Here is a 13422-nt window from a genome sequence, read left to right as displayed (position 1 = left end):
TTTCAAATAAAAAACGCCTACCCTTGCGGATAAGCGAATCTACATTATATGATTATACAAACTCAACATCAATCGAGTGTGTTAATACATCACTGTAACTATAAGACACACGATCGATATTATTATCATCTTGGTCTAAATCTACGACAAATACTGAACGATAAGTCTCCCTCAAAACGCCACGACGCTCGCGTTTTTTCTTACGGCCCATTTGGACGGTGACGATGATTTCTTCACCTAAGTTTTCATCTAAAAGTGACTTGATTTCAACTAAATCTTTTGGCATTGTCTCAACCCCTTCACGAACCATTATAACATATTTTAGATAAATAATCAATTTTAACATAACATATATATATCATGGCAAGCGATTTTTTGAATTTTTTCTTGGTTTTCTGCCCAGAATTGCCAACCGAAAGTTATAAAATTAAATTAGCCACTTAAATTGTGAAACCTTCCCATTTTCCATATTCTCAAATACTTTTTAGTTCGTTCAAAGCTCTGTATTGAAAATAGCTACTGTTTAATAGATTGCATTGTATAATCGTTGATAGTCTTCTAAGGTTAGGGACTCCGCTCGACGCGCCTTTTCAATATGAGCTTCATCTAAAGCCGTCTCCAATTGATCTAAACTTAAGTCCAAATCTTTTGCAGCATTTCTTAAATTATTCCAGATTGTTTTTCTTCTTTGAACAAAACAAGTCTGAATTAAATGATGAAACTTTTCTAAATTATCAACTTCAGCAATGGGGTGCTCTAATCTCGTTAAGCTTAAGACAGCGGAATCGACATTGGGTTGTGGAATAAACACACTTTTAGGTACAATAAAGGTTATTTTCGCATCCATCGTATTTTGTATAGCTAAGGTCAATGAGTTGTATGATTTTGTATTAACAGCTGCTGTCATTCTTTCGGCTACTTCTTTTTGCATCATCATCACCAATTGATCAAATTTTAAGTTACTTTCGATTAAATTCATAATAATCGGGGTCGTAATATAATATGGCAAATTAGCCACAACTACTAGTCGCTCAGCATCATGTAGATTTTGATAAATTGGGTCGTTGAAATTCACTTTTAAAATATCTTGATGATGAATCGTGACATTATCATAATTGCTTAAAGTCTCTTTTAATATTTCAACAAATCGTGAATCAATTTCGAAGGCAATCACTTCTTTAGCATTTCTTGCTAAAAATTCAGTGAGGGCGCCAATTCCTGGTCCTATTTCTACCACAGTTGTATGGTGATCGATTTGACCAGTTTCAATCATTTTATCTAAAATTTGAGGTTCAATCAAAAAATTCTGACCTAAACTTTTTTTCATTTTGATGTCATAACGACGCATAATATCAACCGTTCGGGTCGGGGTTGCGATAGGACGAAACTCTCTCATAATGACTCCTTTTCATATAATACAGCTTGGATTTGTTCTAAGGTAATGTTATATTGACTTAATTTTTTTTGCAATTGCTTACCATTGAGGTGGCCTAATCTAAAATGCTCACTGACTATTTTTCTACGGGATTTGGCATCTTTGTGTCCGATTAGCCTTAATTTTACCAATTCAATCATCGGAATTACCACCAAATTTTCTGTTTGTGGACTTATTAAATTAGATAAAGCTTTCTTAATGGCATCTGGTTGTGCATGTTCAATGCCTAAGCTGGCGCCATTTTTACCACTGTCGGCTTCTTCTTGGGTCAGATAAGCTTGTTTGGCCTGTGGGACAATTTGAGTGACAATTTTCCGGATTCTTTCTCCTTGGTAGTCAGGGTCAGTGAATATAATGATGTCAAACTTTTCACTCGCCGCTTTAATTTGCTCTTGAGTTTTACGGCTAACAGCTGAGCCATTCGTCTCGATAGTTTTTATGTTTGAGCCAAATGTTTCTATCAATCGTTTGGTATCATCACGACCTTCAACAATGATGACTTCATTTGGTACCATTATGCTTCTGGCTCCCATCTGAATAGTTTAAACGCATTACGGGTTGTTACTTCGGCCACTTTTTCAATCGTCCAGCCTTTTACTTGAGCCATTTGTTCCGCTACAAAATATACATACGCTGGTTCATTACGTTTCCCACGATATGGCATTGGAGCTAAATAAGGGGCATCCGTTTCAATTAATAAACGGTCTTCTGGAACGACTAAAGCTGCTTCTCTTACTTCATTGGCTTTTTTAAAAGTTAGAACGCCACTAAAACTGATATGCATCCCTAAGTCTAAAAATCGCTGTGCTTCTTCGGCATTGCCACCAAAACTATGCATGATTCCCCCAGCTTTAGGGATTCCTTCTTCTTTCAGTATTTTATAGGTATCTTCCGTAGCATCACGGTTATGGATGGTAATCGGCAGATTATGTTCTTTAGCAATGGCAATTTGTCTTCTAAAGACTTTCTCTTGCACCTCTTTGGCGTCCCTCATCCAATAATAATCTAATCCTATTTCACCAAGCATCTTAACCTTCGGCAAAGTCAACCATTCTTCTAATTTTCTTTCAAATTCCGGATTATAATTTCCTGCTTCTGTTGGATGGCAGCCTACTACACTTAATATATTAGAATATTGATTACTTAAAGCCAAGCTTTTATGAATGGTCGGTTCATCAAAACCAACTACCGCCATATACTCAACATGTTGTTGTTTTGCATTTTCAATGATTTCCGCTTCTATCCCATCAAATTGATTGGCATTCAAGTGGGTATGGGTGTCAAATAATTTCATTTTGAGTCCTTTCTTTTGATAACTAAACCCGAAAAGCAACGAATACTTTTCGGGTTCACACTCGGTTTATGCTTACCCGATTAATGCGCCATTCGGAGCATCATCTGGTGCAAATAATAAGCTTAATTGGCCTTGATTTTCTGCTGATAAAATCATTCCTTGACTCACATATCCCATCATTTTACGTGGTTTTAAATTCGCTACAATGGTAACTTTTTTACCAACTAAATTTTGATATTCAGGATAATATTTAGCAATCCCGGATAAGATTTGACGATGACCTTTGTCTCCTGCATCTAATCGGAATCTCAATAATTTATTAGAACCTCTAACAGGAGCCACATCGATGACTTCAGCTACTTTCATTTCGACTTGAATAAATTGATCAAATTCAATATTCGCTACTTCTTCATGGACTAATTCAGTCGCTTCAGGGTTCCATGTTGGATCATCCACAGTTGGATTCTCTGAAATAGTCTCATTGCCACCTGTCATTAAGTTCTTAATATATTGAACTTCTTCTTCAACTTCTAAACGTGGGAAAATAGGCTCACCTTTTTTAATTACTTGAGCATTATCTGGTAAGTCGCCCCATTTAACTGTTTGTAAATCTTGTTCTAATTCTTGAGTTAATCCTAATTGTTCAAAGATTTTTGATGGCGCTTGTGTCATAAATGGTCTTAATAAATGTCCGACAATACGTAATACTTCAGCTAAGTGATTCATAACTGAACGCAATTGACCTACGTTCGCTTCATCTTTTGCTAAAACCCAAGGGGTAGTTTCATCGATATATTTATTCGCACGTGAAACAATTTTCATGACGTGGTCTAGCGCTGAATTAAAGCTCATTGAATCCATACTTTGATGGTAAGCTTTAATCTCTTCTTCCACAAAGTTTTCGAAAATTGCATCGACCTCATTGGCAACTAATTCTGTCGTTGGAATTTGGCCACCGAAGTATTTATTCATCATCGCGATGGTACGATTTAATAAGTTACCTAAATCATTTGCTAATTCAAAGTTTACTCGGTTTACAAAATCTTCTGGCGTAAAGATAGCATCATTACCTTGACTCATTTCACGCAATAAATAAAAACGAGTCGCATCTAATCCGTAACGCTCAATTAATTGTCCAGGGTAAATCGTATTGCCTTTGGATTTAGACATTTTACCATCTTTCATTAGCAACCAACCATGAGCATAAACTTTTTTAGGTAAAGGTAATCCTAATGCCATTAACATCGTTGGCCAATAAATCATATGGAAACGACTAATGTCTTTTCCAATCACATGCACATCAGCCGGCCAGAATTTATCATAATTTTCTGTGTTTTCACTACCATAACCAAGCGCTGTAATATAGTTTGTCAATGCGTCAATCCAAACATACACAACATGTTTAGGATTAGATTTTACAGGTACTCCCCATGAAAATGTTGTTCGAGAAACAGCTAAATCCTCTAAGCCTGGTTTAATGAAGTTATTAATCATTTCATTCTTACGAAATTCTGGTGTAATAAAGTCCGGATGTGATTCATAATATTCTAATAAACGATCCGCATATTTACTCATACGGAAAAAGTATGATTCTTCTTTGACTAATTCAACATCATGTCCACTTGGAGCTTTACCACCAATCATCTTACCATTTTCATCACGATAAACTTCTATCAATTGACTCTCCGTAAAGTACTCTTCATCACTAACAGAATACCAGCCTTCATATTCGCCCAAATAAATATCATCTTGTGCTAATAATTGTTCAAAAATTTGTTGTACCGCTTTTTCATGGTAATCATCAGTGGTACGGATAAAGCCATCATTGCTAATCTCTAAATCTTTCCATAACTTTTTAATGCGATCAGCCATTTCATCGACATAAGCCTTTGGTGTTTGTCCTAAGTCAGCAGCTTTTGATTCAATTTTTTGTCCGTGTTCGTCAGTTCCGGTTAAGAAATAGACATCATATCCCATTAGACGTTTGTAACGTGCCATCGCATCACAAGCTAAGGTTGAATAAGCATTTCCGATATGTAAATTTCCACTTGGGTAATAAATAGGTGTTGTAATATAGTAAGTTGGTTTTGTTTGATTGGTCACAGATGAGTGCCCCTTTCTATTTTTATCATTCTTTCATATTATAGCACAACGCCTCTTTTTGTGAAACGATACCATGAATTTAGCTCTAATTTTTACATCCTATAAAACGCTTAATAATCTCCTGTTTTTATGTTAAACTATGCTTATTGAACTTAAAGGAGTCTCTATATGAAACATAGTCCCATTATTCAAGAAAATTTAGATAAACTGGAAACACCAAAAGAAAAAATTAGCTATTTACTTTACGCATATAAAGAATGGATTATATCGATTTCGATTATCTTGATTTTTACATTTAGTATCGCATTCAGCATCTTATTTAAAGAGGAGGCAAACTTAACTATTCGCATAGTAAGCGATGTTCCAATTGCTGAGCAAACATTAGAGGGTATAAAATCACAATTAAATAATCAATTCGAAGAACCCATCGCAATTGATTTGAATAACTTTTATTCGATGGACCAATTTCAAGTGTTAACTGTTCAATTAGTCGCACAAGAAATAGATTTTGTTGTTTTTCCAGAAAACTTATCCGATGAAACTTTCCAACTTCAAATTGAAAACGTCCAAGAACCTTCCGTTTTTTCACTAAAACAAGATGAACTTCAATTTAACTTTTATAAAACTTTTAGTAAAACGGAAAATTCCTTTGCCGAACAAGTTGAATCAAAACTGACATCTCGTTAGGTTTTTTTATTGACACACTCTCAACTAATTTCCTGAAATCTTGATAAAGGTATAAAAAAACTTAAAATAAGTCAAAAAAGCGTGGTCGTAAAAGACCGACGCTTTTTTAACTTACTAGAGATTAATTAAAGGCTGCTAAGTATTGTTCGACAATATTTTCTACTGTAAAGCCATAATCAGCCACTACTTCTTCACCTTTTCCAGATGATCCGAAGCGATCAATTCCGATAGTAACACCATCTAAGCCGACATATTTTGCCCAGCCAAATGTTGCTCCCATTTCAATTGATAAACGATTACGTACCGCATTAGGTAGAACCGTCTCACGATATTCTTTTGATTGTTCATCAAATAAGTTCATCGCTGGCATTGAAACGACTGAGACGTCATGCCCTTTTTCAGCTAACGCTTTTTGTGCTTCAACAGCTAAACATACTTCTGATCCACTTGCTAATAAGATACCACTTGGCACCTCACCTTTAGCTGGTGATACCACATAAGCACCTTTACGAACGCCTGCTTCTAAAGTTTTACTATCAACGTCTAATACTGGAACATTTTGACGAGTTAGTACTAACATCGTTGGGCGGTCTTTAGATTCTACCGCAATTTTCCATGCTGCAATTGTTTCATTTTCATCAGCTGGACGAATCGTATTTAAGTTCGGTAATGCTCTAAAGGCTGCTAATTGTTCAATCGGTTCATGAGTTGGGCCATCTTCTCCCACCGCAATGGAATCATGTGTCATGACATAAGTAACTGGAATGTTAGAGATAGCTGATAATCTTACCGCTGCTTTTAAGTAGTCAGTAAAGACAAAGAACGTTCCACCATAAACACGTGTTCCACCATGTAATTGTACCCCGTTCATAATGGCTGCCATTGCGAATTCTCGTACACCAAACCAAATGTTGCGGCCAGCACGGTTTTCTGGCATAAAGTCAGTTTCAGCGCTTACCATTGTTTTGTTTGAACCGGATAAATCGGCAGAACCTCCCCAGAAATAAGGAATTGCTTCTGATAATTTTTGAATAACACGACCATTTGAATTACGTGTCGCATCTGCTTTACTACCATACTCCACATATTCTAAGGCTGTTTCAAAGTCTTCTGGTAATTCTCCATTAAAGGCTGCCTCAAATTCAGCGGCTTTTTCAGGATTACTCGCTTTATAATCTTCAAATACTTTATTCCATTCCTCGTAAGCATTTAAACCACGTTCTTGGATATTTAATTTAAAATCAGCTGCTGCTTCTTCTGGTACCGTAAAGGCTTCATTTTCCCATCCATAATATCCTTTAGTAGTCGCCCAATCAGCGGATCCTAATGGTGCTCCATGGACTTTTGATGTCCCTTGTAATGGTGAACCGTATCCAATAACCGTTTTAATCTCGATAATGGTAGGCGCTTGGGTATGAGCTTTCGCTTCTTCAATTGCTTTAGAAATCGCATCCACGTCATTACCATCTTCGACACGTAGATAATGCCAATTTTGAGATTCAAAACGTTTTTTAATATCTTCATTAAACGCCATGTTCAAATCACCGTCTAATGAAATATCATTTGAATCATATAAGACAATTAATTTATCTAGTTTTTGTCTTCCTGCAAATGAAATAGCTTCATAAGAAATACCTTCCATTAAGTCACCATCACCGACTAAAGCGTAAGTGTAATGATCGATTAATTTATGTTGTTCAGTATTAAAAATCGCAGCAGTATGAGTTTCTGCTAAAGCCATCCCTACTGCTTGGGCAATCCCTTGTCCTAATGGACCGGTTGTCGCTTCAACCCCTTGTGTATGTCCTACTTCAGGATGCCCAGGTGTTTTACTACCTAATTGACGGAATTGTTTTAAATCTTCAATCGTTACATCAAATCCCGCAACATGTAATAAACTGTATAGTAAAGCAGAGCCATGACCAGCAGATAGAACAAAACGATCGCGATTCACCCATTTTGGTTCAGTTGGCGTAATATTTAAATGCTTTGTCCACAAAGCATAAGCCATTGGAGCAGCTCCCATAGGTAAGCCTGGGTGCCCAGAGTTAGCCGCTTCAATTTGCTCGATACTCAAAGCACGAAGTGTATTAATAGATAATTGGTAATTCATACAGTCATAACCTCCTAAATTGATACTTATATTATACCATCTGTATATAAATTTATTAACTATAAAATTAATATTGATAAACAAGACGGCTCATATTGTCTACATTATACAAATAATAACGGTTTATTTCCATTTTTAATGTTACATTATTAAAACTTTATATGTTCGTTTTTATTAATATGAAAGCGATATGATTAAATGAACAATTAAAACAAACATTCCCTATTAATCAAAAGTCACTTGCCAGTTTTTACCTTGCTGACGTGCTTGATAACACAACTGTATTTGTTCCTTTGATGTTTTATTTACCATTAATTCAGGCAACTCATCAACTGAGAAAAATTTCGCTGCAATTGTTTCCGAGTTTTCTGTAAAAGACCCCGCTTTATATAGGCATTCCACAAAAACTTTGACAATCGTATAAGGATTCTGACCTGGATTATGAAGATTACGATCTAGAAGTGAAACTAATTTAACAACTTCAGCTTCCATACCTGACTCTTCATAAATTTCCTTTAATACATTAGAACTGATAGTCTCCGTAACATCCATCCAACCACCAGGCAAAGCCCACAGTCCATCCTTTTCTTGTACTAATAATATTTGGTCATCTTTCCAAACTGCTCCACGTGTGTCGATCTTAGGTGTTTGATATCCAGAATCTTCTAATCTTAATTCCGCTATCACTTGAGGACTAGTATTGGCTAATACCGACATCATCTGATGAGACATTTCTTTAATCCGTTCATAACGTTCTTCATCATATATATCTTTCGTATAATACAAACCTGATTGAGCCAAAGAATGAAGTTCTCTCGCCCACTCTAACCAATTAGTCATGCGCTTTTTGCCCCTCCCGGTAACGTTTCATTAACTCTGCAAAAATTTCTGCAGAAGTAGGTGGTGTATAGGTAATAGCATTAGCTCCCGCTCTAATCGTTGCTTTTACTAGTTCACCAGTTGGTCCACCAGTTGCAATAATCGGAACATCAGGTCCGACTTCTTGACGGATATGCTTTACTATTTCAACCGTCTTAGCACCGCCAGAAATGTTGAGCATCGTAGCTCCCGCTGCCAATTTACCTTTAAAATCATCTTGAAAACTCGAAATGGTTGCAATCAAAGGAATATCAATGTGCTCTCTAATTTGAGAAATTACTTCGTTCTCCATCGGAGCATTCACAACAACAGCATAGGCTCCCAATTGTTCTGCTTGAAAGGCCAAATTAACACTTCTTAAACCAGTGGTGGTTCCTCCACCGACCCCAACAAAAACCGGTACCGAAGAAACATCAATAATGGATTGCATAATCGTCGTTTGAGGCGTAAAAGGATAAACAGCAATAACCGATTGTGCATTAGAATTACGAATAATGGCAACATCAGTAGAAAATAGTAACGATTTAATTCTCTTACCAAAAATCAAGATACCTGATGCTTCATAAATTTCCTCAGGTACCTCAACAATTCTAGAACGCAATTTAGATTGGAATGCCGGTATATTTTTCCGATTAGGTACCTCAACATCATTAATGATGACAACTGATTGATTATCATCATCTAACTCCGTTCTAATTGATTCATAATGAGTAATATTATATTGATTAAAGCTTTTTTCGTTTTGTTCATTAGTCATAAAAATACCTCACTTTACAAAAAATAGATATACAAATAAAGTATACGGATTTTAAAGATTTATTGCAAAGAAAATATTTTATAACCTTAAGTAATTTAAAATTAACAATTAAATTGAATAAAATTCATATTATTGTGTAAAAAGAAAGGTCACTAATCCCTCCATAACTGGCACAATGTTTTTAGAAAAATAAACAAACCAGGAGGAATCAAAATGACCCACACTGAAACTAGCTTAGTGTTAAATAACTGTTGGTCACCTAAAAGCTAAAAAGATATAAAAGTTACAATAAGATTGCCCAATTTATTGTAACTTTTATATATGACTTATACTCAAAATATTCAGAAATCACAAGTTCTCAAATTGCAAAATCAAAAGGTGTACTAGTTCAAACCATTGATGGATACTGAAATTTCAATAAAATCAAAGAAGTTGGAAATAGCAGAAAAAACATATTACCTACTGAAAGGAAATGAAAATGACACTTGAAGATAGAATAAAAAACACATTATTAATGAATTGGAACGAAAACAAAATGAAAAGATCGAAGTAATACTTAAAAACGTGACCGCAAAATAATTGCAAAATAATCTTGCAATCTATTGTATTCTAATGCTTTCCCAAAAATATAAAAACAGCCACAAACACTGATATATCAACATTCATGGCTATAAATTGATTTTTCTTTTACTATCTTTTTACTTCTAAAAAAGCCATTTGCCGGGATCGAACCGGCGACCTCTTCCTTACCATGGAAGCGCTCTACCTACTGAGCTAAAACGGCAATTCAATTTAAATAAAAAAAGCTCCGCAAGTAGGGCTCGAACCTACGACATCATGATTAACAGTCATGCGCTCTGCCAGCTGAGCTATTGCGGAATGAAAAAAATATACCTTGCGCGGCAACGTCCTACTCTCACAGGACCAAAGGTCCAACTACCATCGGCGCTAAGAAGCTTAACTGCTGTGTTCGGCATGGGAACAGGTGTATCCTTCTTGCCATCATCACCACACAGGTACATTATTTTCTTTAAGTAAACTTATATTAGTTCACTCAAAACTGAATAACTCACAAACCTTTCAACCTTAAATCTTCGTGGTTAAGTCCTCGACCGATTAGTACTAGTCCGCTCCATATATCACTATACTTCCACTTCTAGCCTATCTACCTGATCGTCTCTCAGGGGTCTTACTTCTTGCGAATGGGAAATCTCATCTTGAAGCTGGCTTCGCGCTTAGATGCTTTCAGCGCTTATCCTTCCCACACATAGCTACCCAGCGATGCTCCTGGCGGAACAACTGGTACACCAGCGGTGCGTCCATCCCGGTCCTCTCGTACTAAGGATAGCTCTTCTCAAATTTCCTACGCCCGCGACGGATAGGGACCGAACTGTCTCACGACGTTCTGAACCCAGCTCGCGTACCGCTTTAATGGGCGAACAGCCCAACCCTTGGGACCGACTTCAGCCCCAGGATGCGATGAGCCGACATCGAGGTGCCAAACCTCCCCGTCGATGTGAACTCTTGGGGGAGATAAGCCTGTTATCCCCAGGGTAGCTTTTATCCGTTGAGCGATGGCCCTTCCATACGGTACCACCGGATCACTAAGCCCGACTTTCGTCCCTGCTCGACTTGTGGGTCTCGCAGTCAAGCTCCCTTCTGCCTTTGCACTCTACGAATGATTTCCAACCATTCTGAGGGAACCTTTGGGCGCCTCCGTTACGCTTTAGGAGGCGACCGCCCCAGTCAAACTGTCCACCTGACACTGTCTCCCGTTGCCTCACAACGCGGGTTAGAGGGTTCATATCACAAGGGTAGTATCCCACCAGCGCCTCCTCGTAAACTGGCGTTCACGATTCTTAAGCTCCTACCTATCCTGTACATGTCACACAAACACTCAATATCAAGTTACAGTAAAGCTCCATGGGGTCTTTCCGTCCTGTCGCGGGTAACCTGCATCTTCACAGGTACTATAATTTCACCGAGTCTCTCGTTGAGACAGTGCCCAGATCGTTACGCCTTTCGTGCGGGTCGGAACTTACCCGACAAGGAATTTCGCTACCTTAGGACCGTTATAGTTACGGCCGCCGTTTACTGGGGCTTCAATTCGAAGCGTCGCTTGCGCTAACCTCTCCTCTTAACCTTCCAGCACCGGGCAGGCGTCAGCCCCTATACGTCATCTTTCGATTTGGCAGAGACCTGTGTTTTTGATAAACAGTCGCCTGGGCCTATTCACTGCGGCTGGTATTTCTACCAGCACCCCTTCTCCCGAAGTTACGGGGTCATTTTGCCGAGTTCCTTAACGAGAGTTCTCTCGATCACCTTAGTGTTCTCCACTTGACTACCTGTGTCGGTTTGCGGTACGGGTTCATGTTATCTCGCTAGAAGCTTTTCTCGACAGTTTGATTATCCACCTTCGCTACTTTATTCGCTACGCTTCACAGCTCATCCTTATAAGTAAAAGCATTTCACTCTTACTAAAACTCACTGCTTGCACATCCTCTTCCATCCGGATGCGTGGAGTCACCTCCTGTGTCCCTCCTTCACTCAATCGATAACATCAAGTACAGGAATCTCTACCTGTTGTCCATCGCTTACGCCTATCGGCTTGGGCTTAGGTCCCGACTAACCCAGGGCGGACGAGCCTTCCCCTGGAAACCTTAGTCTATCGGTGGACGGGATTCTCACCCGTCTTGCGCTACTCATACCGGCATTCTCACTTCTATACGCTCCAACACTCCTCACGGTATGCCTTCGCCGCATATAGAACGCTCTCCTACCACTCTAGTCTTAAACTAGAATCCACAGCTTCGGTGTATTGTTTAGCCCCGGTACATTTTCGGCGCAGAATCACTCGACTAGTGAGCTATTACGCACTCTTTAAATGATGGCTGCTTCTAAGCCAACATCCTAGCTGTCTGTGCAACTCCACATCCTTTTCCACTTAACAATTACTTGGGGACCTTAGCTGGTGGGCTGGGCTGTTTCCCTTTCGACTACGGATCTTATCACTCGCAGTCTGACTCCCAGAGATGAGTCCTTGGCATTCGGAGTTTATCTGAATTCGGTAAAACTTGCGTCCCCCTCGTTCAAACAGTGCTCTACCTCCATGACTCTTACTCTGAGGCTATACCTAAATATATTTCGGAGAGAACCAGCTATCTCCAAGTTCGATTGGAATTTCTCCGCTACCCACAAGTCATCCAAACACTTTTCAACGTGTCCTGGTTCGGTCCTCCAGTGTGTCTTACCACACCTTCAACCTGCTCATGGGTAGGTCACTTGGTTTCGGGTCGACAACAACATACTCTCGCCCTATTCAGACTCGCTTTCGCTTCGGCTCCGTTTCTTCAACTTAACCTCGCATGTTATCGTCACTCGCCGGTCCATTCTACAAAAGGTACACCATCACCCCTTAACGGGCTCTGATTACTTGTAGGCACACGGTTTCAGGTACTCTTTCACTCCCCTCCAGGGGTGCTTTTCACCTTTCCCTCACGGTACTGGTTCACTATCGGTCACTAGGGAGTATTTAGCCTTGCCAGATGGTCCTGGCGGATTCCAACGGGATTCCTCGTGTCCCGCCGTACTCAGGATACTCCTAAAGCTTCAGTCAGTTTCGTATACAGGGCTCTCACCTTGTCTCGCTCTGCTTCCCATCAGATTCTACTACTCACTTCGGTCTTATATCGGAGTCCTACAACCCCATTGTGCATGCACAATGGTTTGGGCTCTTCCCTTTTCGCTCGCCGCTACTTAGGGAATCGATTTTTCTTTCTCTTCCTGCAGGTACTTAGATGTTTCAGTTCTCTGCGTCTTCCTCGCTTACGCGTACTGCATTTAGCAGTGGGTTCCCCCATTCGGATATCTCTGGATCATAGCTTACTTACAGCTCCCCAAAGCGTTTCGTCGTTCGTCACGTCCTTCATCGGCTCCTAGTGCCAAGGCATTCACCGTGCGCCCTTTGTTTCTTAACCACATTTTTGCGCTCGTAAAGGCTCTTCCCCTTTACTCATATTTTCTCTATATTATTATATAGACTCGGTCAATTCTCGGTTTATTATATCTTTCTCTTGAAATTATATAATCTATATTGATTACTCCTGTTAAAATAATCAATATGGTTTGTTTTGTTATTCAGTTTTCAATGAACT

Annotated in this window: 9 protein-coding genes, 2 tRNA genes and 2 rRNA genes; 1 reads left to right on the top strand and 12 read right to left on the bottom strand. The window is 38.9% G+C overall.

Annotated features, from left to right (window positions below):
• Positions 1 to 52 precede the first annotated feature (52 nt).
• The 5 genes from CYJ72_RS07755 to metG form a co-directional block, all read right to left on the bottom strand.
• Entirely contained in the window at positions 53 to 286 is a 234-nt protein-coding gene (locus tag CYJ72_RS07755; RefSeq protein WP_066125893.1) for a Veg family protein, read from the bottom strand.
• Between the two features lie 237 nt (positions 287 to 523).
• A complete protein-coding gene (rsmA, locus tag CYJ72_RS07750) occupies positions 524 to 1396 on the bottom strand; it encodes a 16S rRNA (adenine(1518)-N(6)/adenine(1519)-N(6))-dimethyltransferase RsmA (RefSeq protein ID WP_284629120.1) in 873 nt (290 codons plus the stop codon).
• Positions 1393 to 1950 (bottom strand): ribonuclease M5, encoded by a 558-nt coding sequence (gene rnmV, locus CYJ72_RS07745; protein ID WP_101814024.1) that lies wholly within the window; start codon positions 1948 to 1950, stop codon positions 1393 to 1395. The genes rsmA and rnmV overlap by 4 nt, the downstream gene beginning before the upstream one ends.
• Complete coding sequence (locus CYJ72_RS07740; RefSeq protein ID WP_101814025.1) at positions 1950 to 2729, bottom strand: TatD family hydrolase; 780 nt, start codon at positions 2727 to 2729, stop codon at positions 1950 to 1952. The genes rnmV and CYJ72_RS07740 overlap by 1 nt, the downstream gene beginning before the upstream one ends.
• Positions 2730 to 2801: 72 nt before the next feature.
• On the bottom strand, positions 2802 to 4832 hold the full coding sequence (gene metG, locus CYJ72_RS07735) for a methionine--tRNA ligase (protein ID WP_284629116.1): 2031 nt from the start codon (positions 4830 to 4832) through the stop codon (positions 2802 to 2804).
• A 168-nt stretch (positions 4833 to 5000) separates the two neighbouring features.
• Here metG and CYJ72_RS07730 point away from each other — a divergent pair, with 168 nt between their 5' ends.
• A complete protein-coding gene (locus CYJ72_RS07730; RefSeq protein ID WP_101814027.1) occupies positions 5001 to 5519 on the top strand; it encodes a hypothetical protein in 519 nt (172 codons plus the stop codon).
• 121 nt (positions 5520 to 5640) lie between these two features.
• Here CYJ72_RS07730 and tkt read toward each other — a convergent pair whose 3' ends face one another.
• The 7 genes from tkt to CYJ72_RS07695 all read right to left on the bottom strand — a co-directional run bounded on the left by tkt (position 5641) and on the right by CYJ72_RS07695 (position 13245).
• Positions 5641 to 7632: a transketolase gene (gene tkt / locus CYJ72_RS07725; protein WP_284629113.1), complete on the bottom strand. Its 1992-nt coding sequence runs from the start codon at positions 7630 to 7632 to the stop codon at positions 5641 to 5643.
• Between the two features lie 225 nt (positions 7633 to 7857).
• Positions 7858 to 8472, bottom strand: coding sequence for an NUDIX hydrolase (locus CYJ72_RS07720; RefSeq protein ID WP_066125905.1), 615 nt, complete (start codon positions 8470 to 8472; stop codon positions 7858 to 7860).
• A complete protein-coding gene (locus CYJ72_RS07715) occupies positions 8465 to 9268 on the bottom strand; it encodes a beta/alpha barrel domain-containing protein (RefSeq protein WP_284629111.1) in 804 nt (267 codons plus the stop codon). Before CYJ72_RS07715 ends, CYJ72_RS07720 begins: the two co-directional genes overlap by 8 nt.
• Positions 9269 to 9979: 711 nt before the next feature.
• A tRNA-Thr gene (locus tag CYJ72_RS07710) sits at positions 9980 to 10052 on the bottom strand.
• 22 nt (positions 10053 to 10074) lie between these two features.
• A tRNA-Asn gene (locus CYJ72_RS07705) sits at positions 10075 to 10147 on the bottom strand.
• Between the two features lie 18 nt (positions 10148 to 10165).
• A 5S ribosomal RNA gene (gene rrf, locus CYJ72_RS07700) occupies positions 10166 to 10281 on the bottom strand.
• Positions 10282 to 10364: 83 nt separating this feature from the next.
• Positions 10365 to 13245, bottom strand: a 23S ribosomal RNA gene (locus CYJ72_RS07695).
• Between the last annotated feature and the right edge of the window lie 177 nt (positions 13246 to 13422).

Source organism: Globicatella sanguinis (assembly GCF_002847845.2).
GTDB classification, from domain to species: domain Bacteria; phylum Bacillota; class Bacilli; order Lactobacillales; family Aerococcaceae; genus Globicatella; species Globicatella sanguinis.
The sequence above is the reverse complement of the archived record's forward strand: the minus strand, read 5'-3'. Positions and strand labels throughout refer to the sequence as shown.

Bases quoted from the DNA above. Each gene is read 5' to 3' on its own strand.
- CYJ72_RS07715 (WP_284629111.1), bottom strand. From the start codon at position 9,268: ATGACTAATGAACAAAACGAAAAAAGCTTTAATCAATATAATATTACT.
- CYJ72_RS07720 (WP_066125905.1), bottom strand. From the start codon at position 8,472: ATGACTAATTGGTTAGAGTGGGCGAGAGAACTTCATTCTTTGGCTCAA.
- tkt (WP_284629113.1), bottom strand. From the start codon at position 7,632: ATGAATTACCAATTATCTATTAATACACTTCGTGCTTTGAGTATCGAG.
- CYJ72_RS07740 (WP_101814025.1), bottom strand. From the start codon at position 2,729: ATGAAATTATTTGACACCCATACCCACTTGAATGCCAATCAATTTGAT.
- CYJ72_RS07730 (WP_101814027.1), top strand. From the start codon at position 5,001: ATGAAACATAGTCCCATTATTCAAGAAAATTTAGATAAACTGGAAACA.
- CYJ72_RS07755 (WP_066125893.1), bottom strand. From the start codon at position 286: ATGCCAAAAGATTTAGTTGAAATCAAGTCACTTTTAGATGAAAACTTA.
- rsmA (WP_284629120.1), bottom strand. From the start codon at position 1,396: ATGAGAGAGTTTCGTCCTATCGCAACCCCGACCCGAACGGTTGATATT.
- rnmV (WP_101814024.1), bottom strand. From the start codon at position 1,950: ATGGTACCAAATGAAGTCATCATTGTTGAAGGTCGTGATGATACCAAA.